General features: G+C 50.0%; 21 protein-coding genes. 13 read left to right on the top strand and 8 right to left on the bottom strand.

Annotated elements, in window-relative coordinates; genetic code table 11:
- The first annotated feature begins 28 nt into the window (after window positions 1–28).
- Window positions 29–754: an SDR family oxidoreductase gene (locus AC0LWE_RS02640; protein ID WP_219346572.1), complete on the top strand. Its 726-nt coding sequence runs from the start codon at window positions 29–31 to the stop codon at window positions 752–754.
- 38 nt (window positions 755–792) lie between these two features.
- Here AC0LWE_RS02640 and AC0LWE_RS02635 read toward each other — a convergent pair whose 3' ends face one another.
- Window positions 793–1,788 carry a LacI family DNA-binding transcriptional regulator gene (locus AC0LWE_RS02635; RefSeq protein ID WP_202666740.1) on the bottom strand — a complete coding sequence of 332 codons (996 nt, stop codon included), beginning with the start codon at window positions 1,786–1,788 and terminating at the stop codon, window positions 793–795.
- 265 nt (window positions 1,789–2,053) lie between these two features.
- On the opposite strand from AC0LWE_RS02635, the gene AC0LWE_RS02630 reads away from it, so the two are divergent.
- The 6 genes from AC0LWE_RS02630 to AC0LWE_RS02605 all read left to right on the top strand — a co-directional run bounded on the left by AC0LWE_RS02630 (window position 2,054) and on the right by AC0LWE_RS02605 (window position 9,723).
- Complete coding sequence (locus AC0LWE_RS02630; RefSeq protein WP_131486585.1) at window positions 2,054–3,292, top strand: MFS transporter; 1,239 nt, start codon at window positions 2,054–2,056, stop codon at window positions 3,290–3,292.
- Between the two features lie 19 nt (window positions 3,293–3,311).
- Window positions 3,312–4,748 (top strand): glycoside hydrolase family 32 protein, encoded by a 1,437-nt coding sequence (locus AC0LWE_RS02625; RefSeq protein ID WP_219346571.1) that lies wholly within the window; start codon window positions 3,312–3,314, stop codon window positions 4,746–4,748.
- 168 nt (window positions 4,749–4,916) lie between these two features.
- On the top strand, window positions 4,917–6,113 hold the full coding sequence (locus AC0LWE_RS02620) for an OmpG porin family protein (protein WP_234593696.1): 1,197 nt from the start codon (window positions 4,917–4,919) through the stop codon (window positions 6,111–6,113).
- Window positions 6,114–6,128: 15 nt separating this feature from the next.
- Window positions 6,129–7,622, top strand: a complete 1,494-nt coding sequence (locus AC0LWE_RS02615; RefSeq protein ID WP_219346569.1) for a glycoside hydrolase family 32 protein — start codon at window positions 6,129–6,131, stop codon at window positions 7,620–7,622.
- A gap of 12 nt (window positions 7,623–7,634) precedes the next feature.
- Window positions 7,635–8,648 carry an OmpG porin family protein gene (locus tag AC0LWE_RS02610; RefSeq protein ID WP_059178926.1) on the top strand — a complete coding sequence of 338 codons (1,014 nt, stop codon included), beginning with the start codon at window positions 7,635–7,637 and terminating at the stop codon, window positions 8,646–8,648.
- A gap of 118 nt (window positions 8,649–8,766) precedes the next feature.
- Window positions 8,767–9,723 (top strand): aminoimidazole riboside kinase, encoded by a 957-nt coding sequence (locus tag AC0LWE_RS02605; RefSeq protein WP_219346568.1) that lies wholly within the window; start codon window positions 8,767–8,769, stop codon window positions 9,721–9,723.
- Between the two features lie 91 nt (window positions 9,724–9,814).
- On the opposite strand, the gene AC0LWE_RS02600 is transcribed toward AC0LWE_RS02605, so the two are convergent.
- Window positions 9,815–10,738: a LysR family transcriptional regulator gene (locus tag AC0LWE_RS02600; RefSeq protein WP_219346567.1), complete on the bottom strand. Its 924-nt coding sequence runs from the start codon at window positions 10,736–10,738 to the stop codon at window positions 9,815–9,817.
- A gap of 233 nt (window positions 10,739–10,971) precedes the next feature.
- On the opposite strand from AC0LWE_RS02600, the gene AC0LWE_RS02595 reads away from it, so the two are divergent.
- The 5 genes from AC0LWE_RS02595 (at window position 10,972) to AC0LWE_RS02575 (ending at window position 15,671) form a co-directional block, all read left to right on the top strand.
- Window positions 10,972–12,168 carry an MFS transporter gene (locus tag AC0LWE_RS02595; protein ID WP_474264776.1) on the top strand — a complete coding sequence of 399 codons (1,197 nt, stop codon included), beginning with the start codon at window positions 10,972–10,974 and terminating at the stop codon, window positions 12,166–12,168.
- A gap of 12 nt (window positions 12,169–12,180) precedes the next feature.
- Complete coding sequence (locus tag AC0LWE_RS02590; protein WP_059178930.1) at window positions 12,181–13,209, top strand: alpha/beta hydrolase; 1,029 nt, start codon at window positions 12,181–12,183, stop codon at window positions 13,207–13,209.
- Window positions 13,210–13,261: 52 nt separating this feature from the next.
- Window positions 13,262–13,705, top strand: coding sequence for a cyclophilin-like fold protein (locus tag AC0LWE_RS02585; protein WP_219346565.1), 444 nt, complete (start codon window positions 13,262–13,264; stop codon window positions 13,703–13,705).
- A 363-nt stretch (window positions 13,706–14,068) separates the two neighbouring features.
- Window positions 14,069–14,356 carry a VF530 family protein gene (locus tag AC0LWE_RS02580; RefSeq protein ID WP_059178932.1) on the top strand — a complete coding sequence of 96 codons (288 nt, stop codon included), beginning with the start codon at window positions 14,069–14,071 and terminating at the stop codon, window positions 14,354–14,356.
- A gap of 7 nt (window positions 14,357–14,363) precedes the next feature.
- Window positions 14,364–15,671 carry a glycoside hydrolase family 10-like protein gene (locus AC0LWE_RS02575; RefSeq protein WP_219346564.1) on the top strand — a complete coding sequence of 436 codons (1,308 nt, stop codon included), beginning with the start codon at window positions 14,364–14,366 and terminating at the stop codon, window positions 15,669–15,671.
- 12 nt (window positions 15,672–15,683) lie between these two features.
- Here AC0LWE_RS02575 and dsbG read toward each other — a convergent pair whose 3' ends face one another.
- The 5 genes from dsbG to AC0LWE_RS02550 form a co-directional block, all read right to left on the bottom strand.
- A complete protein-coding gene (gene dsbG / locus AC0LWE_RS02570) occupies window positions 15,684–16,445 on the bottom strand; it encodes a thiol:disulfide interchange protein DsbG (protein WP_219346563.1) in 762 nt (253 codons plus the stop codon).
- A gap of 42 nt (window positions 16,446–16,487) precedes the next feature.
- Window positions 16,488–17,708, bottom strand: a complete 1,221-nt coding sequence (locus tag AC0LWE_RS02565) for a diguanylate phosphodiesterase (protein ID WP_219346562.1) — start codon at window positions 17,706–17,708, stop codon at window positions 16,488–16,490.
- 140 nt (window positions 17,709–17,848) lie between these two features.
- Window positions 17,849–19,156 carry a type II toxin-antitoxin system HipA family toxin gene (locus AC0LWE_RS02560; protein WP_219346561.1) on the bottom strand — a complete coding sequence of 436 codons (1,308 nt, stop codon included), beginning with the start codon at window positions 19,154–19,156 and terminating at the stop codon, window positions 17,849–17,851.
- Window positions 19,157–19,432 (bottom strand): helix-turn-helix domain-containing protein, encoded by a 276-nt coding sequence (locus tag AC0LWE_RS02555; protein WP_280637830.1) that lies wholly within the window; start codon window positions 19,430–19,432, stop codon window positions 19,157–19,159.
- Between the two features lie 63 nt (window positions 19,433–19,495).
- Entirely contained in the window at window positions 19,496–19,960 is a 465-nt protein-coding gene (locus tag AC0LWE_RS02550; RefSeq protein ID WP_174341810.1) for a winged helix-turn-helix transcriptional regulator, read from the bottom strand.
- A gap of 93 nt (window positions 19,961–20,053) precedes the next feature.
- On the opposite strand from AC0LWE_RS02550, the gene AC0LWE_RS02545 reads away from it, so the two are divergent.
- On the top strand, window positions 20,054–21,262 hold the full coding sequence (locus tag AC0LWE_RS02545) for an MFS transporter (protein WP_219346559.1): 1,209 nt from the start codon (window positions 20,054–20,056) through the stop codon (window positions 21,260–21,262).
- On the opposite strand, the gene AC0LWE_RS02540 is transcribed toward AC0LWE_RS02545, so the two are convergent.
- Window positions 21,195–22,712, bottom strand: coding sequence for an alpha/beta hydrolase (locus AC0LWE_RS02540; RefSeq protein ID WP_219346558.1), 1,518 nt, complete (start codon window positions 22,710–22,712; stop codon window positions 21,195–21,197). The two genes, AC0LWE_RS02545 and AC0LWE_RS02540, sit on opposite strands and share 68 nt — an antisense overlap.
- Window positions 22,713–22,854 lie beyond the last annotated feature (142 nt).

The following is a 22,854-nucleotide window of genomic DNA, read 5'->3' as shown; positions in this document are numbered from 1 at the left end:
CCAGTGCAAACCGAACAGGAGAAGACCCATGACAAACAAAGTGATCTTAATTACCGGCGCATCCAGCGGCATTGGTGCAGGCATTGCGCGCGAGCTGGCAAAAACTGATGCAGTTTTACTGTTGGGGGCACGACGCGAAGATCGCCTTGCCGCACTGGCGGACGAGCTACGCTTCAACGGTGCTGAGGTGGCAGTTAAACAACTGGACGTGACCGACCGTCGATCCGTGGAGGCGTTTGCCGCCTTCGCACTGGAAAAATGGAATCGCATTGATGCGATCGTGAATAACGCAGGCATTATGCCGCTGTCGCCGATGGCCTCGCTGAAGGTGGATGAGTGGGAACAGATGGTGGATGTGAATATCAAGGGTGTGCTGTATGGCATCGCAGCGGTCCTGCCGTCGATGCTGGCGCGGAAATCGGGGCATGTCATTAATATCGCCTCGATTGGTGCGCTGGCGGTATCACCCACCGCGGCGGTCTACTGCGCAACCAAATTTGCGGTGCGGGCGATTTCCGATGGTCTGCGTCAGGAGAACAGCCAGCTGCGCGTGACCTGTATTCATCCCGGCGTGGTGGAAAGTGAACTGGCAGGCACGATAACGGACCCCACTGCCGCAGAAGCGATGAAAAGCTACCGGGCGATTGCCCTGCAACCCGACGCGATTGGCCGCGCGGTTCGTTACGCTATTGAGCAGCCCGATGATGTCGATGTGAATGAGATTGTGGTTAGACCGACGCGTACCACGGCGTAAATCAAGAAAACGGTCTGCCCGACAGGCCGTTTATTGATTCATACCGACGAACGAGACAGCCATGGGCTCTCTACCAGCACCCTCTCCTTACTGTTATCACCGTTAATGATGTGTAAGGTACTCAGACGACCAATTTCATAATGCGGCAATTGAACCGTAGAAAGAGGCGGTAAAAACAGATTACCAATCCCCACGAGATTGTCGTACCCAAGCACTGCAATATCCTGAGGAATACGTATACCGTTGGCTAACAGTGTCTGATACACCATAAAGGCAATACGGTCATTACCGCAAATCACCGAGTCAAACTGCGGTATTCCCTGATGGATATGCGCCAACAGAATGTCAGGAATGTCCCGGTAATGTTCATCGCCGAGCTGCATATGGCTATGTTCAAGCGTATCGGGATCGATGCCGGCCTCGCGGCATGCCCGCTCAAGCCCTTTGCGTCGGCGGGACGTCGCCAGGTGGTTAACCGGTAGATGCAGGCAGATAGGCCGACGGTAACCTGCTGCCAGTAAGGCTTGTACCGCCTGATACTGCCCCTGCTCGTCGTCAGGGATATAACAGGCTACGGGCTCGCCTTTATTCTCACAATTTGCCAGCACACAAGGGTGCGTCAACAACTTTGGCGGAACATGCACTTCGCGCAGGCCCATGGTGGTAAAGATAATTCCGCCGGGCCGGTGAGCAAGGAGCAAATCAACAATGTCGTCCGGATTATCATCAGAAAACATGTTCACCACGAAGCTATTCCAGCCGTGAGCCCGGGCGGTTTCTTCTATAGACAGCGTAATTTCAACGGAAAACGGCGTGGTAACCGTATCCAGCGCCAGTACACCAATCGTTTTATTTTTAGTGCCGACACTGCGAATCTGTTTTGCAGACAAATCAGGGACATAGTTAAGATGCAGAATCGCTTCCTGTACGCGTGCAAGCGTATCTGCCTTTACACGTTCAGGGCTGTTCAGCGCCCGCGAAACTGTCATTAACGATACATTGGCCATTCTGGCCACATCTTTTAAAGACGCCATAACCTTCCGTTCAGCAAAAAAATGACACGATCCTTGTTGCGTAGTGGTTCCCTGCAATCAAGATTATCCCGGAATACCAAGCCCTCATTGTATGTATTGCGCGGCTGATTGAGTGAGTTTGAAATCAAAATATGATGTAGATCTCAATCTACCAATGTTAACGTTAACTTTTGTGATTAACATCGTATATCACTCTAAAAACCCATGAGAGCGGACAATGTTAACGTTACCATAATTGCATATATCCTTCCATGAGATTACTCAGATGAAAATAAGGCCTTCAGGTAGCTACTTTCTGCTCAGCGCATTGTTGTTCTTTTTCTTTGTCACCTGGTCTTCGTCCAGTTCACTGCTTTCAATCTGGTTACATCAGGAATTAGGGTTAAAAGCGTCAGAAACAGGCATTATTTTTTCCGTTTTATCGGTCTCTGCCCTTTTCGCTCAGGTGTTCTACGGTTTTATTCAGGATCGGCTCGGTCTGCGTAAAAACCTGCTGTGGTTTATCACCGCCCTGCTGATCCTTTCTGGCCCAGCTTATCTATTTTTTAGTTATTTGCTCAGCCTGAATATTCTGCTGGGGAGTATTTTTGGTGGCCTGTTTATAGGGCTAACCTTTAACGGCGGTATAGGGGTGCTGGAATCTTATACCGAGCGCGTAGCGCGGCAAAGTACCTTTGAATTTGGCCGGGCGCGCATGTGGGGCTCATTAGGTTGGGCTGTCGCCACGTTCTTTGCTGGCCTGTTATTTAATATCAATCCTGATCTTAATTTTCTGGTGGCGTCATGCTCTGGACTGGTCTTTTTCTGCCTGCTGCTTCGCTTAAAAGTCGCGGCACCGGCAGGTATGGAGAAACTGGAGATTGGGGCTAAAAAGGTCTCCCTCGAAGATGCCTTGAGGCTGCTCACCTTACCGCATTTCTGGGCACTGATCTTCTTTGTGATTGGCACCTGTATTTACGGCGTTTACGACCAACAATTCCCGGTTTATTTCTCTTCACAGTTTCCTACCTTACGTGAAGGAAACGCGATGTTTGGCTATCTCAATTCTTTCCAGGTTTTCCTTGAGGCAGCAGGCATGTTCTGTGCGCCGTGGCTGGTAAACCGGATGGGCGCCAAAAATGGTCTTATTTTCGCGGGTATGGTGATGGCGCTGCGCATGATTGCCTCAGGCCTGGTTGAGGGGCCCCTGCTCATTTCAATCACTAAACTGCTGCATGCCCTCGAATTACCGGTGCTGCTGGTGGCAATTTTTAAATATAACAGCCTCAACTTCGATAAACGTTTGTCTTCCACAATTTATCTGGTGGGCTTTGCCTGCACGAGTTCAGTGATCGGCACCGTATTATCGCCACTGGCAGGCTTCAGCTATGAAAAATTTGGCTTTGCTCAGTCTTATCTGATTATGGGGATTATGGTGTTCTTCACCACGTTTATTTCCATTTTCCTTTTACGTTCGAATAAACCCACCACTGAAAAATCTTTTTTACAGCCTGGTGCTGTGTAATTAAACGGGAGAAAATTTAATGACAAACTTATTAAAACAGGCTGAAGAAAGACTTGAAAAAATGCAGGCCGAAATAAACCCTCGCTGGTATCCACGCTATCATCTTGCCGCACGTGCGGGCTGGATGAACGATCCAAATGGACTGGTGTGGTTTGACGGCTGGTATCATGCCTTTTATCAACATCATCCCTATTCCACAAAATGGGGGCCGATGCACTGGGGGCATGCGCGTAGCCAGGATTTAGTCCATTGGGAACATCTCCCCGTCGCCCTGGCCCCGGAAGGTCCCGAAGATAAAGAGGGATGTTTTTCCGGCTCTGCGGTTGTGGACGGCGATACGCTGGCACTCATTTATACCGGACATAAATTCCAAGGTCCTGCCGACACAGATGACAATCTTTATCAGGTGCAATGCCTGGCCACTAGCCGTGATGGTATTCACTTTGAGCGCCAGGGGATGGTGATTGATACGCCGCCCGGCTTGCATCATTTCCGCGATCCGAAAGTCTGGCGCGAAGGCAATGCGTGGTACATGGTGGTGGGCGCGCGCGTTGACAATACTGGTCAGGTACGCCTGTACCGTTCGAGCGACCTTCGCGACTGGCATGACGAGGGCATCCTTGCCGAAGCTGAACCAGGAATGGGCTATATGTGGGAGTGCCCTGATTTCTTTACCCTGGATGGAAAGCGTGTGCTGATGTTCTCTCCACAGGGTATGGCTGCAGAAGGTTATGAAAAACGTAATCTTTTCCAGAGTGGATATTTGCTCGGAGAATGGCAGCCCGGTGAGGTGTTTGTTCATAACGGCCAGTTTATTGAGATGGATAGCGGTCATGATTTTTATGCCCCACAAAGCTTCCTGAGCCCGGATGGTCGCCGCATCGTTATGGGCTGGTTAGATATGTGGGAATCACCGATGCCAGAGCAGCAGGATGGTTGGGCAGGCATGCTCTCACTGCCACGTGAATTGAGTTTGGATGACAACAATCGCCTGCTGATGAAGCCCGCAGCAGAAGTCACGGCCCTGCGAGGCAGCTATTTCCCCGTACCGGCTCACTGCCTGACCAATCAGCGTTTACTTGTCGCAGCGGATGCCGACGCGGTGGAGTTATGTCTGGAATGGGATCGTATCGCTTCACCGGCAGAACAATTTGGCATTGTGATGGGAAATGGGTTGCGTATTTATGTCGATAATCAGTCTCAACGCCTGGTGTTAGAACGCTCCGGTCCTGATTGCGCGTTAACAGGAACGCGCAGCATTGCCCTTGCAGAGGGCGATTCACTTTCATTGCGTATTTTCATCGACCGTTCATCCGTCGAAGTATTTGTCAATGACGGTGAAGCTTGCTTAAGCAGTCGGATTTATCCGCAGCCAGGACAGCGCGATATTATGTTATTTGCAAATAGTGGAACGGCGGCGTTAAAGGAAGCCGGATACTGGTCCCTGGATAGATAAACCAGTCCACTATCATCTTAATTTTTAAAGTGTGCGTTTTTATTACTGCCAGTCTCTGGCTGGCATTATATTGTCTAAAATCACGAGATAGAAAAAATGGATGAGAGATTAACGCATCATCATTATATACCTCTAAATAGAATAAAATTACCCGGCAGGAATAAAACAGTGGCACTGCTTTTGTCATGTGTTATTTGCCCTGCCTTCGCGGAAAAAGGAACAGCATTATCGGAGAATTATACAGGAAATTATCAAAGCTATTTTCATGACGAGGACGATGCTCAGCAACCTCGACCTTCATCCATTAAACGTGATAGCACGCGCTCAGCCGAACGCGTGCCTTCGTCTTCTGTCGCCAACAGTCCGGTAAGCAGTCAAACGTCTCCGTCCTCTTCTGCTGCGATCGGACAGGCTTTGACTGCGCAAGAGCAAAGCGTTGCAGCTGATGATCCTGACGTAAGCCTTTTACGCCTGAGGCAGGAAGCCCCGCCGGTGCACTGGGACAGTATCGGTCGCAACATGGAAGCCGGTGGTCTGCATGGAAACATCGGCAGCCAGATTGAAATTGATGATGTCCGCTGGAAAAACAAAAATGATAATAGTGGCAAATTCAAACTGGCCACGATTCAGGCTTTTTTAAGACATGATGAACTGCCTAACTGGTACTTTGGTTTCTGGAATGCCCGCGAGGACAGCTATAAAGGGCAATTCAGTAACCAGGACTATAAAGGCACCAATACAATCAATGAACTCTTTGTCGGCCATATTTTTGAAACATGGCGCGGGAATATCGGTACAGAAGTCATGGTCGGTTCTGAGACGGCGACCAAACGCTGGAAGAGTCGCTTTAAAATCTGGCAGGACTTACGGTTGTCGAGTAAATGGAGTATTGCCGGTTATACCTATGGCGAATACCAACCCCAGGGTAATCAACCCGGAAATGGCGATCTGGAACAGGTTATTTTTGAAACGGAACCGGCAATTCAGTATCGCGTTAATCCCGATCTAGGTCTGTATTTGCGTCCTTATTATTATTACAACAGACAGGTGCGGGAAAGCTGGGGCGATATTGTTGAGCAGGAATGGAAAGTGACCGCCGGACTCTGGCGAAACTGGTTCCCATTATTAACGTCAATGTATATCGGTATCGGGCAGGACAAAATTGAGAATGCCAGTAACGCCAATGAAGTCTTTTACGACGGACGTTATAAGTTTATTGGCGGCACTTTGAGCTATCCCGTTTTTGGCGAAGTCCGTCTTTATGGCGAATTTAAAGCGTCCTTTACGAAAGAATCAGGACTCTGGACCGTTACCGGCCATTCGTGGAACCCGTTCACCGTCGTTGGCGTGACGTATAACTTCTGATACCCAAGGGATAGCATGAAAAAAATAACTTCAGCGGCTCTTATCGCTCTGCTGGTGCTGGCTACAGGTAATGTACTCGCGTCATCACCTCTGTCGAAAGAAACACAGCAAAATAAAAGTATTACCCAGGTTGACGCCTTTTTCCCACGGGTGGAGGGTTCTTTTGTGGGTGATCCCATGCCAGTTTACGCAGATGGCCTTTTTAATATTTTTTACCTGAATGACGTGCGGGGTGGCAGTGATGTAGGCGTACATGCGATTCACCTGCTCTCCAGCGCAAACTTGTATCACTATCAGAACCAGTCGGAAGTCATTCCTTACGTTAATGATGTGAACGATCCTGAGCTGCTTTTGGGTACGGGCTCCATTATCAAAGTGGGTGATACCTGGCATGCCTGGTACACCGCCCATAATGAAAATGTCTTTCCGGTTGAGTCGGTCATGCATGCCACCAGCAAAGATCGTTTGCACTGGGTTAAACATCCTCAGGACACGCTTCTGCCCGGAGACAACTATCGCGGCAACGATTTCCGCGATCCTCACGTCGTCTGGGTTGAAGAGAAGAAAGAATACTGGATGTTAATTACTACCCGCAGCAACGGCCGGGGAATCATCGCGCGCTACAGCTCAACGGACTTAAAAAACTGGCAAGATCGGGGCGTCTTTTTTGATAATGACACCATCACCAGTAATGCAAATCTTGAATGTCCGACGCTTGTTTTCTTCAATGGACGCTGGTATCTGAGCTTCAGCGATCAATGGCCGCTGCGCCTGACGCAATACCGCGTTGCAGATAACCCAGAAGGGCCGTGGCGAAAGCTGGATAATTATGTTGTGGATGGTTCTGGCTTTTATGCCGGTAAACTGACCATTAAAGATGACCGCTTATTTGTCTTCGGCTGGATCCCGACTAAAGCAGGCAACAGCGACAACGCAAGCATAGACTGGGCCGGAAATCTGGTGGGTCATGAACTCGCCGCAGATGCTAACGGGGAACTCAGCAGCCTTATCCCGAAGGAGCTTCAGGCTGTCATTCATGATAACCCTGGCCCGGTTCACACCTTAACGCCAGTTAAGACCCTGCAAACAGCAACGCAATTTGCGCCTCTGCAGTCAGCCCTCTACCCTCCGCTGCCGTCAAAGGGAGAGCTGACCGCCACGGTGAATATACCCTCTTCCGGTATGGTCATGAGTTTTGGTCTTAATGACGATAACGTAAGTAAGGCAACGCTTAACGTTGTATTTAATAAAAGCAAAGGGAAAGTCTATTTCTTTAATTCCCCTCTGGAGACCATTAATCAGCACAATGCTGAGTCATGGATTGATGTCCCCTTAGGTGAACAAGTCGAATTACGTGTGCTGATACAGGATTCTATTGCTGTCTTTTACATTAATAACAAAGCGGCATTCAGTACCCGCATGTATTCCATGCCGGAAAAGCCATGGAGTATCAGCCTGCCTCAACACGATAGTTTTCACGCTACGTTGAAAATAAAAGAAATAATCTGACGGGATATTATGATGAACAAACAACACGCCCTGGCGCTTATTTTTACGCTGATGCTTCCGACATTTTCAAATGCAAGCATGAGTCTCATGAAGGATTTATCCGGAAAGGTCGTTGCCGTTGATCCGTGGTCGTATCTGGATGAGGAGGTTATGTGGACGTCAACCCGCTCCTCTAATCCAGCAGGCGGTCGCGTTCACGGTCAGCTTAAAATGAAATATGCCATTGAGGATAATAACTGGCGAAATAGCCATTTCCACAACGGCTCTGATTCTCTGACTTTCGTGCAGGGTGTTATGCGCCACGACAGTTTACCCGGGTGGTATCTGGCATTTTCTGAAGGCAGAACCACAAATTATAACGGTACATGGGATAACCAGACTTACCTCAACCAGAATCAATGGACGCAACTTATTGTTGGTCACGAGTACGTCTATAAACGTCTGCGCTACGGCTGGGACGTTATGGGTGGAAGTGCGTCAGTGGATGATCGCTGGCAGGCGCGCGTGAAATTCTTCTCCGATTTGCGTTTGACGGACAGTTTTTCCTTTTTCAATTATCTGTATCAGCAGATCGATCATCGCCGCAGCGGAGGGGCTCAAAACGACCGTGACGTACGTTCCTTTAAAATCGAACCTGGCGTCCAATATATTATCAACAACACCACCGGCGTCTGGCTTCGCCAGCAATTTGCCTCCGCCATTTTAGACAGGGAGCAATGGGGAGATATTGATGATAAAAGCTGGATGACCTCTATCGGGGTCTGGCGTAACTGGGGGAAATTATCAACCACACTCAGCGGCGGATATGGTCATTATACGAAGAAAAATGCCCAGAAAGAGGATGGCGAAGTCTTTCAGAATACGCGCAGCCGCTTCCTCAAAGTGTCAGCAAATTATCCCCTGACCTCTCGTTTTACGCTTTCCGGAGAAGTGACAGGTTCTCTGAATAATCAAAGCGGAAGCTGGGTCACGAATGGCGATGCGATCACCACCAACTATAAGTTGATGCTGGATTATAACTTTTAAAAATACGCTGTTGATTATTAGCGTCGGGAGGGAAGCGGATATCGTTTGACCGCGATAACCGCCTCCGCCGCTGGTGACTTCAGAGTATGAATTTCTGATTATTATGTGAGGCAATTTTATGAACATTTGGACGCTTGGCGATGCAGTGGTCGATCTCTTACCGTTATCCGATATGCAATATCAGGCCTGCGCGGGGGGCGCGCCCTTTAACGTTGCGGTGGGAACGGCGCGTTTGAATTGTCAGAGTGGTTTTATTGGTCGAGTGGGCGACGATGACTTTGGTCAATTTTTAAAGGAAACATTGCGCACGGAAGGTGTCATCGTTCAGAGTCTTCAAGAGGATAAGCAGCACAGAACCAGCACGGTCCTGGTGTCGCTCAGCAATTGCGGGGAACGTGGGTTTACGTTTTTGACCAACCCTTCTGCCGATCAGTTTTTAACAGCAGATACCCTTCCCGACTTTCGGGACGATATTCTCCACTTTTGCTCTCTGGCCCTGGTCGGTGAATCCTGTCGTAATACCTTAGCGACAGCCATTGCGACCATCAAACAGCGTGGTGGATTACTGAGTTTTGACGTGAATTTGCGTGAGCAGATGTGGCGCGATAAACAGAAGATGCGCGATTATGTGCACCATTTCGCGCAACAGGCCGATATTCTCAAGCTATCAGAAGAAGAATGGTACTGGATGTCAGAAACGCATGATTTTAACAAAGCGCTGGATTTTCTTAAGACGTTGCCAGGTCGCCTGAAGGTGGTGACCTATGGTGCGCAGGGATCCATGGTTACCTGGGAAGATAAGGTTATCCATTTCAATGGCTATACGGTTAACAGTGTCGATACCACCGGTGCTGGAGATGCTTTTCTGGCGGGCTTACTCGCTTATATTGCCCGCGATGGTCTCCCGCAGAGCGTTGAACATATAAGAAATGCCCTCACTCAGGCCAGCGCCTGCGGAGCATTGGCAACAACGCTTAAAGGTGCACTGACTGCCTTGCCGGATCGCCATACGCTCGATGCATTTATTCACCAGAATGCATTGCTGGAATACGAAACAAGACCCTTGCAGCTCTGATTCCGGTCAGCATGAGCAACCTGAACTTGCCAGAAACGGTAACTTTCCGCTAAAAACCGCCTTATGGCGGTTTTACTCATCTTTGGAAACGCTACACGACCTCTGACTTGCCAGTAGGTTCGCGTTTTCGACTTACCCGCAGCGCATCAACGACCAGTGAGAATGCCGGAGAAGGTTGTTTTCTGCTGGGATAATATAAGTAGTAGCCAGGAAAGGGTTTGCACCATTGCTCAAGGACCCGAACCAGCCTACCGTCTTCAATATGATTTTTAAATTCTTCTTCTGGCAAAAAAGCAATCCCGAGTCCCGCAAGCGCAGCATCGACAATATGTTCAGAGGTATTAAAAATGAGCTGTCCGCTGACGCGCACGTTAAGATCTCCCCCATCCTGATCAAAATCCCAGACATACAGCCCGCCTGAGCGGATCATTCGTTGATTTATACATTTATGTTGCGTCAGCTCATGGGGTGTATCAGGGACTGGATACCTCGAAAAATAATCCGGAGATGCGACTGCGGCCATACGCAATTTAGGACCAATGGGGACCGCTATCATGTCTTTATCAATGGTGTCACCCAGTCGAACGCCTGCATCAAAGCGGTCTGCCACAATGTCGCGAAAACCGTGGTTGGCATCGAACTCGATATTAATATCCGGATATTCATGTAACAGAGGTGTCAGTTTTGGCAGCAGCGTGCTGTGCAAAACATTTGGTCCACAGGTGATGCGCACTGTTCCTGCCGGTTTATCACGCAGTTCGGTCAGAATATCCAGCTCGGCTGCAATTTCATCAATACGACTCCCTATCGCCAACAGCAGTCGCTCTCCCGCAGATGTCGGCGATACGCTGCGGGTGGTTCGCGTCAGAAGGCGAATTTGCATACGCTCTTCAAGTGCGGAAATCGCCTGGCTAATAGCGGATTGAGTGACGCCCAACTGTGCAGCGGCGCGGGTAAAACTGCGTTCACGGGCGACGGTGACAAAATAAAGAAGGTCGTTCAGGTTGCGTTTCATCAAGTACAGCCCTCATTAATTAGCATCACTTATAAAGTCATTAAGTATTCATTAGCTAGTAATGATGCCCCCTGCGTGTAAAATTTCCAACAATAGATGAGTAAGTAATGGTTAATTAATGCCATTACCCTTTTTCATCGTAATTCACCTTTTATCTTCTGACGTTATTCCTGTGAATAGCGTCCGGCCCCGGCTTACCTGAAAACTGCCGGGGGATTCGGAGTCAGCAATTTATGTCCACATCGTTGAGAGACTCATCTCTTCACAAAGACCGCGCGTACTGGAGCGGCGTATTCGCAATGACATTATGCGTCTTTGCGCTAATCGCTTCGGAATTTATGCCTGTCAGCCTGCTGACGCCTATATCGAGAGAGTTAGGTGTCAGTGAAGGATGGGTTGGTCAGGGGATCGCCATTTCCGGCGTGTTTGCGGTGATGACGAGTCTCTCCATATCGACACTGGCCGGGGGGATCAATCGCAAGATATTGCTGTTGAGCATGATGGCATTGATGGCGATTTCCGGCGCTATCGTCGCGCTAGCGCCCAATTATCTGATTTACATGGTAGGTCGTGCCCTGATCGGTATTGTGATTGGTGGATTCTGGTCGCTGTCTGCCGCCACGGCTATTCGACTGGTTCCTCAGCATCAGGTTCCTCGCGCACTGGCTATTTTTAACGGGGGCAACGCGCTGGCAACGGTTATAGCCGCCCCACTGGGGAGTTATCTGGGGTCCGTCATCGGCTGGCGGGGGGCATTTTTTTGTATCGTTCCGGTCGCGGTAATTGCTTTTGTCTGGCAGTGGTTCAGCTTGCCAACAATGCCAGCGGATAAAGAAGAAAAACGTACCGGCACTGTTTTTCGCCTTTTTGCTAACCCTGTTGTGGCCGTTGGCCTTGCCGCCTGCGGATTGTTCTTTATGGGGCAGTTTTCTTTGTTCACGTACCTGCGCCCATTCCTTGAGACAGTAACACAGGTGGATATCGCCACGTTGTCGTTCACCTTATTAACCATTGGTGTCGCGGGCTTTATGGGTACCCTGGTAATTGGCATATTTTTGAAATACGACTTTTATTCCACGCTTATTGCTATCCCTTTCCTGATGGCGGTCATCGCCGTCGCCCTGATCGCTTTTGGTCACAGCATTTGGATTGTTGCACCCTTGCTTGGCTTATGGGGATTAATCGCTACTGCTGCGCCTACCGGGTGGTGGACATGGATCGCCAGAACCTTGCCGGAAGATGCGGAGGCTGGCGGTGGTCTGATGGTTGCCGTGGTGCAGTTGTCCATCGCACTTGGCTCCACAATCGGCGGATTTGCATTTGACCACAGCGGCTATCAAAGCACTTTTACCCTGAGCGGCCTCTTATTAGTGATAGCGGCTGTCTTAGCATTATTGACGTCACGTAAAGATTTCCACCACACCCGATGAGGTAATTCCCTGATGAGAATATTTACCATGTTGTTAGGACTGTTAATCAGTTCATTTGCTGCCACAGGAGCCGATATGTCTAACGGCGCTGATAATTTTTACAAAAGCGATAAGGTCACTCAGAAAAAGGTGACTTTTAAGAACCAATATCAGATGACTGTAGTCGGCAATCTGTTTATGCCTGAAGGGATGGATCAGAACGCTAAAACACCGGCAATTGTCATTGGCCACCCCATGGGAGCTGTAAAAGAGCAAAGCTCAAACCTGTATGCACAAAAACTGGCGGAACAAGGGTTTGTAACGCTGGCGATTGACCTGTCCTTCTGGGGAGAAAGTGAAGGAAAGCCCGGACATCTGATTTCGCCGGAGATTTATTCAGATGATTTCAGTGCCGCAGTCGATTATTTGAGTACTCAGCCTTATGTTGATCCAGAAAACATTGGCGTGCTGGGTATTTGTGGGAGCGGGAGTTTTGTTATCAGTGCTGCCAAAATTGACCCGAGAATGAAGGCCATTGCCACAGTCAGCATGTATGACATGGGGTCGGCTTTCCGGAACGGACTTCATCACTCAGTTACGCCTGAACAACGCAAAGCGTTTATTAAATCTGCAACAGAACAACGACTTGTTGAGTTCAAAGGTGGCGAAATTGCCTATATTCCAGGTACGGTTAACAAGCTTGATGACGCAACGCCAGCGATTCAGCGAGAATTCTTCGATTTCTACCGTACTCCCCGTGGAGGTTATACCCCACAGGGTGAGAAAGAGGAGCTGACTACAAAGCCGATGTTGAGCAGTATTGGAAAGTTTATGAACTTCTATCCGTTCAACGATATCGACACCATTTCACCACGTCCGATGTTGTTCATCACAGGCGATCAGGCGCATTCGAAAGAATTTAGCGAAGATGCTTACAAACGTGCCGGACAGCCGAAAGAGTTGTACATCGTGCCAGGCGCAGGCCATGTCGATCTGTATGACCGTACCGATCTCATTCCGTTTGCTAAGCTGACATCATTCTTTAAAGCTAACCTCAAATAATGGTCTGAAGTCGCATCCTGTAGGGTGCGACTCATTTTCGCGAGGGTCATCAATGAAATATCTGTATGCCTTAATCTATTTCCTGCTTATGGCAAGTACCGTTGCGGGCCATGCCGATACCTCGCCCCGGCCTTTAAAGGTAAACACAATGACAGTTAAAATGAACATTAACGGCCAGCAATTTTATGTCAGACTTAATGACAACCCTGCGGCTAAAGCATTTGTTGAAGCTTTACCTTTGCAACTTGGAATGGATGAGCTGAATGGTAATGAAAAGTTCGCTGACCTTCCGCATGCGTTGCCGTCCAGCCCGGTGCGCCCGGGTACCATTCAGTCGGGCGATCTCATGCTCTACGGTAAACAAACGTTGGTTTTGTTCTATACATCCTTTGAATCCTCATATCGCTATACACCGATTGGGAAAGTTATTAATCCAGAGAGCCTCTCCGCTGTAATGGATAAAAAGAAGTTATGGGTTGAGTTTGAGAACAATTAAATCAACGATCTTTAGTTTATAGGCTCATTCAGATATTGAGCCTGATGGCTGCAATGAATAATGACGGCTCTTATCAGTGCCGTGTACATTCATTACACCCAGAACAGTGAAATAGCCTATCTATACGGAAACTATCGAACCTGACACCGACTTCAACATCAACGCACCAGCCTAACTTTATGATTTAAATAATTAAACCCAATAATGCTTGCGCTACGTGAATTCTGCGATTTCTCCTGTACATAGATAAGCCAGAATTCACGCAGCCAAACCATAAATAGAGGGATAATTTGCTGATGAGCCTGCTTTCTTGTACCCTTCCTTTGCACTTCAATCACCACAATCAGCAACAACTGGATTCATATGGCCGATCATCTTTCTAAAGACCCGTTGCATGGCATCACGCTTGAAATGCAAATCAACGCACTCGTTGCGCATTACGGCTGGGATAAGCTCGGCAAACTGGTCAACATTAATTGTTTTAAAAGTGACCCTAGCGTCAAATCCAGTCTGAAGTTTCTGCGCCGTACGCCCTGGGCGCGCGCTGAAGTTGAAGCGCTGTATCTCGATTCCCGGGAAGATTTTTCATCGACTGACGATGACAATCACAACGATGACCCCTGGGCCAATAGTCGAATGAAAAAGAGCTAAGCCGAAAATGCCGAAAAACGTGAAACGTGCCGGCGCGCTCATCGCCGTTGCGCTGTTGCTTGCCAGCTGTTCGTCCAAACCGCCCGTCTCTTTAGTGACGCCTCTTCCGCCGGTGGCAAAACATCCGCTAACGGTGAAGTCATCCAAAGATTCAGGACCCATGCGCGGCGTTTGGCTTGCAACCGTTTCTCGTCTCGACTGGCCGCCCGTGTCATCCGTCAATATCAGCAATCCGACCACCCGCAACCTTGTGCAAAAAAAAGCGCTGACCGATAAGCTCGATAAATTGCAGAGCCTGGGAATTAACACTGTGTTTTTCCAGGTTAAACCGGACGGGTCTGCGTTGTGGCCATCGCAAATATTGCCGTGGTCAGACACATTGACCGGAAAAATGGGGCAAGATCCTGGCTACGATCCGCTGCAATTTATGTTGGACGAAGCGCACAAGCGCGGTATGAAAGTTCACGCCTGGTTTAATCCTTATCGCGTGACGGTTAATACCAAACCCGGAACGATTGCAGAACTGAACCGCTCTATTTCACTCAATCCAGCCAGCGTGTATGTCCTTCATCGCGACTGGATTCGTACGGCAAGCGATCGTTTCGTTCTTGATCCTGGCATTCCAGAAGCCAGAGACTGGATCACCAGTATTGTGGCCGAAGTAGTCTCGCGTTATCCCGTAGATGGCGTGCAGTTTGATGACTATTTCTACGCTGAGACCCCGGGCTCAACGCTTAACGACAGCCTCACCTACCAGAAATATGGCAGCGGATTCAGTACAAAAGCGGACTGGCGACGGAACAACACGCAACAGCTTATCGAACAGGTTTCGCGCACAATTAAGCAGTTAAACCCTAACGTTGAATTTGGTGTGAGCCCCGCTGGCGTCTGGCGGAATCGTTCACATGATCCGTTAGGATCGGAGACGTCCGGAGCGGCGGCCTACGATGAAGCCTTTGCTGATACCCGTCTCTGGGTACAAAAAGGGTTGCTGGATTATATCGCCCCTCAGGTCTACTGGCCCTTTTCTCGCAAAGCGGCCCGCTACGATGTGTTGGCAAAATGGTGGGCTGACGTTGTAAAACCGACCAACACACGCCTGTATATTGGTGTCGCACTTTATAAAGTGGGTGAATCGTCAAAAAATGAGCCAGACTGGACCGTCAATGGCGGCGTGCCTGAGCTGAAAAAACAGCTCGATTTGAATGAATCAGTACCGCACATTGATGGAACGATTCTGTTCAGAGAAGACTATCTGAATCAGCCCCAGGCGCAGGACGCGGTGAATTACCTGAGAACGCGCTGGGGCTCGTGAAGAATAAAACGGCTATTCCGGTTTTGGTCCGAACATATCCAGAAGCTGTTTCTGATCGGGCATGCCAACCACCTGCTGAAGCTCGTTTTTATCATTCATATAATATATAGCTGGCGTCGCACTGGCGCCCAAATCATCCATCAACGTCTGATGTTGCTGAAGCTGATTAAACGTCTCTCTCGACGTGCCGCCCTCATATTTCGGCAGTGTTTTGCCACCCGATAATTCGTATTCTTTCCAGGCGACAACGGGGTCGGCAGCATTCAATATTGCCGTCGCGTGGGGACCACTCTTAGGATTCAAAAAAGCCACCAGCAGCGTATTTAATTGTACCTTACCTGCTTTCACCCACGGCTGTGCTTCCGACCAAAATTTCTTACAGTAAGGACAAAATGGATCGGCAAAGACAAACACCTTTTTCGAGGCTATATCCGCGCCCTCTTTCAACGGCTGCGTCTTATTCAGTCTCTCCCACATCTGTTGCCCCAGCGGAATATAAATCTCTTTCTGAAAATATTCTTCGCTAATATTTTTCCCTTTATCATCATAGAGATAACCAGAGATTACATGTTTACCGTCTGGTGTGAGAAACAGCGTGACGCCCATATCCTGATATTGACCTATCCAGCTTTTGATACCACCGGGCGCATCTATTTCTTTAATATTTTTAATATCCTGCTGTTCGCCAAAATGCTTCACGACCGCAGGGATCTCCCCGGCAGCGAAGGACAATGTAGGTAAAAACAGTGCGGCGAGATAAAGACAACGTTTCATTTTTAATTCCGGGTAATGTGTGGGATAGGCATGGCAACAGAATTAATGTGCATCGGTTAATTGCGGCCAGTAAATATCGCCAACACCATTTAATTGCGGCCGGGCGAATAAAAATCCCTGGAAGCGTTTTATTCCGGCAGATTCCAGCCAGCACCACTCGTCAATTTGTTCAATTCCTTCCGCCACCAGCGTAATTTCCAGATCGGTACAACAGCTGATAATGGATTTCACAATTGCCTGCTTTGGACCGCTGCGATGGATATTTGTGATAATCTCGCGATCGATTTTAATCTTGTCCGGTTGGAATTTAGTCAGAAGCGATAATCCGGCATAACCCGAACCAAAGTCATCAATCGCCAGGCCTATCCCCGCAGCACGGAGCTGTTTGATAGCACTATTGAACTGATTGAATCCAGAAATCATCTCATTTTCAGTAACTTCGACCACAACCTGTTCCGGCAAGAGCTGGTATTTTGCGATGCTTTCAACTAAAAATTCTACCGCTCCGGGTACATTGACCAGCGACATCGGCAGTAAATTAATGGCGATTTTATGATCGCCTATACCGATTTTCTCTGCCAGCGCAAAGGCATAGGCTTTCGTTTGCAGGTCGATTTCGTAAATTCTGTCCGGGTCCAGGGCGTTAAAAAAATGCTCAGGACTACCGCCATCGTTGCCACGGATCAGGGCTTCGAGCGATGTGATTTTACCTTCAGAAGGATCGACAATCGGCTGGAAGGCAAACTGGCAAATTTGGCTGCTTATCAGACCATCAATGCCGTCACCAAAGGGCGCGTGTTCGCGTTCAAGCTTCCAGTTATTGGGGCAATAAACTTTTCTGCTTCCCGATTTTTTACCTTGAGTAATAAAGGTCCGAATGAATTTAAACACCCGATCGTCTGAAGTCAGATAACTGTCGAGTTTGCTAAAGCGCAACACCGACGCCAGTACAGACTGTTGGCTTTCGCCCTGGAGATCGAATAACACCATGCCGACGTTATCAAACCGTCTTCTTGGCCCATAATCGCGCAGAAGCTCAACGACGCACTGATGCCGTTTATCTCCGCGAATTTTATGAAAAAGTTTAACGACGCTCTCTTCAGTTCCTTCGAGGATCTGCAGAAAGTCCACGCCGTTAAACAGCAACATGCCGGTGATATTCAGTCCCGCATTGCGGAGCTTTGCCTCCTCGACAAGTGACGTCAGCGAGAATGGTTCACAGGATGAATTTAACTGGCTCCGATAAATGAGTGTAGTCAGCACAGTAATATGTCCCGTTTTGATAATTGCGCTTTTAAGCGATTGTTTATCATAATTTATAGTCCAGGACTAATAATATTACCGGAATGTGACTTTTTCAGATTTCCCGTGGTTATATAAGTTACGAAAATGTATACAGTATCTTATTCTAAACGTATTAACCTTTCAGCTTGCTTCGCCATCCCGTTAAAAATCGCTTCGCTGATATGTGTCGGGAAATCAATCGGTAACGACTGACGTACCCGCTCGATAACCTCATCTGTCGCATTTCCCATTTCGATCATCATCTTTTTCGCGCGTAGAGCTGAAAAACCCACGCGTTCAGCCGTGGCCGGGAAATGGCGTGGTTGAATCTGAGCCCAGTGGTATTGCCGGTTTTTGCCCTGCAACGCCATGGCCATTTTCGCTTTTTGCGCAGAAATGCCTTTTGGCCCGAAGACCGGATAGGCTGACAAAATATCGTAAAGCGGCGTCATAACGTATGCCGAATCGGGTTCGATAAACACACTGTAATTTTTTGCGTGGCCATCGATCGCGCCTGTCAGCCAGTAAAATATTTGAGTGCGGAAAAACGTTTCGCGATCCTGATTTGAACGGCGCGATCCCAACAGCAAGGTCATGATTTCGGCGATGCCGGGGCCGCCGTGAGATTCATATTTCAGCGCCGGAGAATACCCGAGAGCCTGACACATATCTTCTTGCGGGAGTCGCATCAGCCACTTTCCGTCTCGTGACCATTTACGATCAAAACGCTCAACAATCAGCACTTTTTTGTCGGCATAGGTTGCTAACGTTGCCTCGGCGACCGAAAAACCGAATTCACGCGCAAGGCGCAGACACAGCCATTCGTTCTCGCAGCTTTCACTCAGATCGATATTGTTCTGCTCAATTTTACCGATGGGCAGTTTGAAAATATGGCTGGTGGGCGTGCTGCCGTTGGGGCGTTGCCAGCGGTTCTGATGCCAGAGCAGTGCCGTTTTTTCCTGCGCACCTGCAATGGAAATCCTGAAATCCTGGTCGTCATTCATCCCCAATGGCGCATTACGATACCCTTCCAGCAGTGCCGCAATCTCGTTATCGGAAAGCGGCGTGGCCTGCATGTGCGTCACAGGGGGTATTTCACTGTTTTCCGGGTAGAGCTGGATTGCCCCCACACAGTCGCGGCCAACGCTTGCCAGCAAATCGAAGGGATGATCCGTGGGGATTTTAAAGCGCGTTTGCATACGCGAGATAATCGCCTGCGAGTCAGGCAGCAAATTACTAAAGAAGTTATACACCACCTCGCCTTCCTGACGACGCGGCGTTAACGGTAGCGACTGTGAAATCACGCGCGCGCCCGGCGTGTCGAGCCATGTCTGCGCATATTGCCAGGACATTGCCCCTTTTCCATTACGATACAGCGTGCCGACAACCGTACCGTTCATCGCAACGGTCAGCTTACTGGTTTTCATTTACCACTCCTGCGTCCAGCCGCTGTCCTTTTCTGACGTCTGGCCCCGGGGCATGACGTGCAGTTCTAAATCCAGTGCTGAAAGCAGACGAAACAGCGTCTCCAGCTTGCTGGTATCCGGGTTTTGTTCAAAGCCTGATACCGTAGTTTGCTTCATCCCCACGCGTTCGGCGGCTTCTGCTTGAGTCAGTTCCAGCGCTTTGCGCTGATCTCTCATGGCATTGGCCAGCATGGTTGATGTGGTAATTTTCATTCTCGCCCTCTTTTTATCCCCGATCGCGGATAAATTAAAAATATCCCCTTGCGGGGATAAAAGCAAATTATACCCGCAAGGGGATATTTACGATTTATCCTCGCCAGAGGATATCCCGCTGACGCGGTGAATCTGGTCGGGCGTCAGTACGTTGCCATTACGATCCGTAACGCGCAGTTTGGCGAGAGGTTGATGCGATGCGTCCACCAGGCGCGATACCGATTCACCCTCCTGGAACAGATGTTCTTCCCCCCACTGGCGCAGGGAGACAATCAGGGGAAGCAGCGATTTACCCTTCTCAGTCAGGTGATAGGCCTTATACGCCCCGCCTTCATTTGCCGGAGCCTGCGAGAAAATGCCCGCCTCAAGCAGGATTTTTAAGCGCGCCGCCAGAACATTTTTCGCAACGCCGGTGCTTTTTTGGAAATCACTAAAACGGCTCATGCCATCGAAAGCATCACGAATAATCATCAGCATCCAGCGATCGCCCAGTAAATCGACAGTGCGCGCCACCGGACAGGTTGTGGTGACAAACGTTTTGTCATGCGTCATAGCAAATACTCATAAAATCTAGTTGCAAATAAAAACCAGAATGGATAATGATCGACTGGTTTTTATTTAAAACCAGTTTTAAGGATAATGCAAATGACCTGTACGGCTTACCCTGATGCGACAGCACCGCTATCGTCTCGCCTGATTTTACTCTTTGCGACACTCTGCGCCTTTGCCGTGGCGAACGTTTACATGACACAGCCGCTGCTGGATCAAATCGCCCTCTCGCTCGGCGAGAAGGAATCCCGAATGGGCATGATCATCACCGCGACACAATCGGGTTACGCGCTGGGGCTGATGCTGCTGGTTCCCCTTGGCGACCTGATTAACCGCAAACGGCTGGTCACGCTCATGCTACTGGCAAGTAGCGGGTTGTTACTCGCCGCTTCCGTGGCGCCTTCTCTTTACTGGTTAAGCGGCATGCTCTGTCTGGTGGGCGCGATGGCGGTGGTCGTGCAGATCATCGTGGCGTTTGCCGCCAGTCTGTCGGCCCCGGAAAAGCGCGGCCAGGTTACGGGCATTGTCACCAGCGGTGTAGTGATTGGCATTCTGCTCGCGCGACTGGTCTCGGGCTTTCTGGCGCAGTGGGCGGGCTGGAGAGTCGCGATTATGGTCTTGGCCGGTGCGATGTTACTGATGGCGTTGCTGTTCATCCGTACTGCGCCGAATGAGCCTAAAAGGGAGCTTTCACCCTCGTACAGGCAGCTGATGCTGTCGGTGTTTTCTCTGTGGCGAGAAATCCCTGCGCTGCGGTCACGCGGCATTCTGGCATTGCTGATATTTATGAATTTTAGCGTGCTATGGACATCCCTGGTTTTCCCGCTCAGCCATGCGCCGTTTAGTCTGACCACTGCACAAATTGGCCTGTTCGGTCTGGCTGGCATTGCTGGAGCACTGGCGGCAAGACAAGCCGGAACGCTGGCCGATCGTGGCCACGGACAACGCGTCACCGGGTTCGCGCTGGTGTTGCTGTTGCTCTCCTGGCTTTTGATGGCATGGGGCGGATCATCGCTGCTCGCGCTGACGGCAGGCATCATTCTGCTGGATTTTGCGGTACAGGCGGTTCACGTCACCAGCCAGAGCATGATTTTTGCAACAAGACCGCACGCCACCAGCAGACTGGTGGCCGCCTATATGTTTTTCTACTCGGTCGGCAGCGCCCTCGGTGCCCCGCTCGCCACCCGCGTCTGGAGCCTGTTCGGCTGGACGGGCGTGTGTCTTCTGGGCGCGACGATTAGCGCGCTGGCGCTGCTTTACTGGCTGCTGATTGACAGGATTCGGCACAGCCAGAGAGCTGATTAATTCGCTCCACCATATAGTTATAAAACGGGTTCGAGGTAACACGCATCAGCGAGTCCATTCCGACGACCAGCGTCGAGGTTTCTCCGCGCAGGGACACGTTGCCCAGATTGATTCCGTAACGCTGCGGATCGATGGGCTGACTACCGTAGAGATCGTCGTCAGGCGGGAACGGAATCGCGACATGCGAAAGCGAATAGAGATCGCGTGGATAGGACATCGCCAGCGGCTGGACATTTTCATCCCGTTCTCCCGCCCGCGTAGTTTTGGCGACAATCGCTAAACTCTGGGCCGAGGCGTTAGTCACCACCGTGGTCGTGAAGCGGCGCGGCGCGGGGGGGAACAACGATTCCGCGGCCACATACGCACCCGGCCGGAACAGCGGCCGCAGCGTTGCGGCCTGGTTTATATCGAAAAGCACCAGCGCGCTACCGTTTGCCGGTAACAGGTTAAACAGAGAATCCACTACGCCGCGGGTACTGACGGTTGAATCCATAACAGACTGGAAAGCCAGAACCGGCGCAAGTGTCGCGAGCTTTCCACTTCTCGCATCATTATTGAGCTGTTTCTGTAATGCCTGCGTCAACAGCCAGGATTGACGCGCCGCGTTAACCGGAAACGAATTGTATTTAAAAGGATTATATTCCGGCAGTACGCTCAACCAGGCTGCTTTGGCGAACGGCGGTAACAATGCCGGCAATCCTGCCAGGCCGGCGAAACGGGCAAACGCATTCACGCGGATCATCGGCGACAGCAGAATCAGCTGCTGTGGTTGGCGCAGCTGCGGATCGTCGAGCGCATCAAGGGCGTATTTCATCGCCAGCGCCCCGCCGTTGGAATATCCCACCAGATGCAAAGGCACATCCTTGCCTGCCAGACGGGTTGCTTCACGCACGGCCAGACGAGTGACCGCCATCCAGTCTTGCCAGTCCACGTCGGTGAGTGCACCCGGCGCGGTGCCATGACCTGGCAGACGCGGCGCGATCGCGATAAAACCCTGCTGTTGATAGTCACTGGCAAGGCTTTTCACGCTGTAAGGCGAGTCCGTCAGACCGTGCAGCAACACCACCACGCCTTTCGGCTTTGCACCCGGCATTAATACAAACGAGCGATTCCCCTCATCAGGAAAACGGCCCGACCATACCGGGCTATTACGATAGTAACGATTGAGCGGCGTCTTTTCGTTACCCTGTAACGTGTCAGTCACGTCGGTCTGCAAATCATGGAAAATCGCCGTTTCACGCGCCAGATAATCAGTAAAGGTGGCCCGCTCAACCTCACGTGCCGACATCTCATTCGCCGTCCATGTATGCCACGGCTGCAATGCGGGACCGGTTTGCGACTTATAGATCCTGAAGGCTAAAAGCACAATGACCACAATGCCCAACGCCTTTGCGCCATTTTTCAGTACAGCCCACAAACGCGTTCGTATCCGCTGCGGCAGGTGAGTCATTGGATGCCCTTTCGTTAATTTTTTCTCTCCCCTCATCCTTCGCGTTGCAGGTGCGCTGGCTGTCCTGCGACGCAAAGTATTTGGGATACAACGTAAATGTTAACAGAATAGCGGATAGACGAGCGATACACTGCTGACGTAA

This window comes from Lelliottia sp. RD5 (genome assembly GCF_056032945.1).
This window is presented reverse-complemented; position numbering and strand designations above follow the sequence as displayed.

Coding starts and splice junctions, on each gene's coding strand:
- AC0LWE_RS02580 (WP_059178932.1), top strand. CDS start 14,069: ATGGCCGATCATCTTTCTAAAGACCCGTTGCATGGCATCACGCTTGAA.
- AC0LWE_RS02640 (WP_219346572.1), top strand. CDS start 29: ATGACAAACAAAGTGATCTTAATTACCGGCGCATCCAGCGGCATTGGT.
- AC0LWE_RS02545 (WP_219346559.1), top strand. CDS start 20,054: ATGACCTGTACGGCTTACCCTGATGCGACAGCACCGCTATCGTCTCGC.
- AC0LWE_RS02595 (WP_474264776.1), top strand. CDS start 10,972: ATGTCCACATCGTTGAGAGACTCATCTCTTCACAAAGACCGCGCGTAC.
- AC0LWE_RS02575 (WP_219346564.1), top strand. CDS start 14,364: ATGCCGAAAAACGTGAAACGTGCCGGCGCGCTCATCGCCGTTGCGCTG.
- AC0LWE_RS02560 (WP_219346561.1), bottom strand. CDS start 19,156: ATGAAAACCAGTAAGCTGACCGTTGCGATGAACGGTACGGTTGTCGGC.
- dsbG (WP_219346563.1), bottom strand. CDS start 16,445: ATGAAACGTTGTCTTTATCTCGCCGCACTGTTTTTACCTACATTGTCC.
- AC0LWE_RS02585 (WP_219346565.1), top strand. CDS start 13,262: ATGAAATATCTGTATGCCTTAATCTATTTCCTGCTTATGGCAAGTACC.
- AC0LWE_RS02625 (WP_219346571.1), top strand. CDS start 3,312: ATGACAAACTTATTAAAACAGGCTGAAGAAAGACTTGAAAAAATGCAG.
- AC0LWE_RS02630 (WP_131486585.1), top strand. CDS start 2,054: ATGAAAATAAGGCCTTCAGGTAGCTACTTTCTGCTCAGCGCATTGTTG.
- AC0LWE_RS02550 (WP_174341810.1), bottom strand. CDS start 19,960: ATGACGCATGACAAAACGTTTGTCACCACAACCTGTCCGGTGGCGCGC.
- AC0LWE_RS02615 (WP_219346569.1), top strand. CDS start 6,129: ATGAAAAAAATAACTTCAGCGGCTCTTATCGCTCTGCTGGTGCTGGCT.
- AC0LWE_RS02600 (WP_219346567.1), bottom strand. CDS start 10,738: ATGAAACGCAACCTGAACGACCTTCTTTATTTTGTCACCGTCGCCCGT.
- AC0LWE_RS02605 (WP_219346568.1), top strand. CDS start 8,767: ATGAACATTTGGACGCTTGGCGATGCAGTGGTCGATCTCTTACCGTTA.
- AC0LWE_RS02635 (WP_202666740.1), bottom strand. CDS start 1,788: ATGGCGTCTTTAAAAGATGTGGCCAGAATGGCCAATGTATCGTTAATG.
- AC0LWE_RS02610 (WP_059178926.1), top strand. CDS start 7,635: ATGAACAAACAACACGCCCTGGCGCTTATTTTTACGCTGATGCTTCCG.
- AC0LWE_RS02590 (WP_059178930.1), top strand. CDS start 12,181: ATGAGAATATTTACCATGTTGTTAGGACTGTTAATCAGTTCATTTGCT.
- AC0LWE_RS02540 (WP_219346558.1), bottom strand. CDS start 22,712: ATGACTCACCTGCCGCAGCGGATACGAACGCGTTTGTGGGCTGTACTG.